At 30.5% G+C, this 837-nt stretch carries 1 protein-coding gene; it reads right to left on the bottom strand.

Annotated features, from left to right (window positions below; all coding sequences use genetic code 11):
* Positions 1–697: 697 nt before the first annotated feature.
* On the bottom strand, positions 698–837 hold a 140-nt coding region (locus DYH56_RS15695), incomplete at its 5' end, for an EF-Tu C-terminal domain-related protein (RefSeq protein WP_500797409.1).

Genomic DNA, 837 nt, shown 5'->3' with positions numbered 1-837 from the left:
ATCCTGAGCCAGGATCAAACTCTACATTCAAATTTATATCCTAACTTCATAAATGAAGTTTAGCTATCTATTAAAAGATAATTATTTTTATAGTGGTTCATTCCACTGTACACCTTAATCGATTGTTTGAAACAAGTTTCAAACGACAATTGAGTTTTTAATTTACACTTTCTTTCTCTATTTAATTGCTAATGTCCTGTTGTCTGCTTCAAAGATATTTCTCTGATGCACAAGAAGAAGTATACCGCGTTTACAAGTTTTCGTCAAGGATTTTTTTATCTTTTTATGAAAAAAATTAAAAACAATTTTTGAAATAGTAGTAAAAATACTAAACACACCTCCAATTTTCCTTTGTTTTATTGACTTACATCCACTCAAATGCATATGTCATCACAAACAAAATAATTTAAAAAAATGGTTTCTCCATCAAACATAAATAACATTTTTATTTTTTTAAGTATCTTGATTTTTTTCATTTTTATCCTTTCTCGGCTATCCCTATAAATTTTATGATCTGCAATCGAAATTCAAAAGATTTCGACACAGTGTGTACAAGAGAGCCTCTACGACCTCTAAGACACTCTCTTAGTGATAACCTTTAGGCATCCTATATAAAAAAAGAGGAGATAACCAAATGGTCATCTCCTCCTATATAAAAGTTATTGAACTCTTACATCTTTTGTATAAGGATCACTAATTACTTAGTGATGTTTCCTACTACACCTGATGCTACTGTTCTTCCACCTTCTCTTATTGCGAATCTTAATCCTTCTTCCATTGCGATTGGATGGATTAATTCTACTGTCATTTCAATGTTGTCTCCAGGCATTACCATTT

It is taken from the genome of Psychrilyobacter piezotolerans, from assembly GCF_003391055.1.
GTDB classification, from domain to species: domain Bacteria; phylum Fusobacteriota; class Fusobacteriia; order Fusobacteriales; family Fusobacteriaceae; genus Psychrilyobacter; species Psychrilyobacter piezotolerans.
Note: the sequence above shows the minus strand (reverse complement) of the source record. Positions and strands in the feature narration are given on the sequence as shown.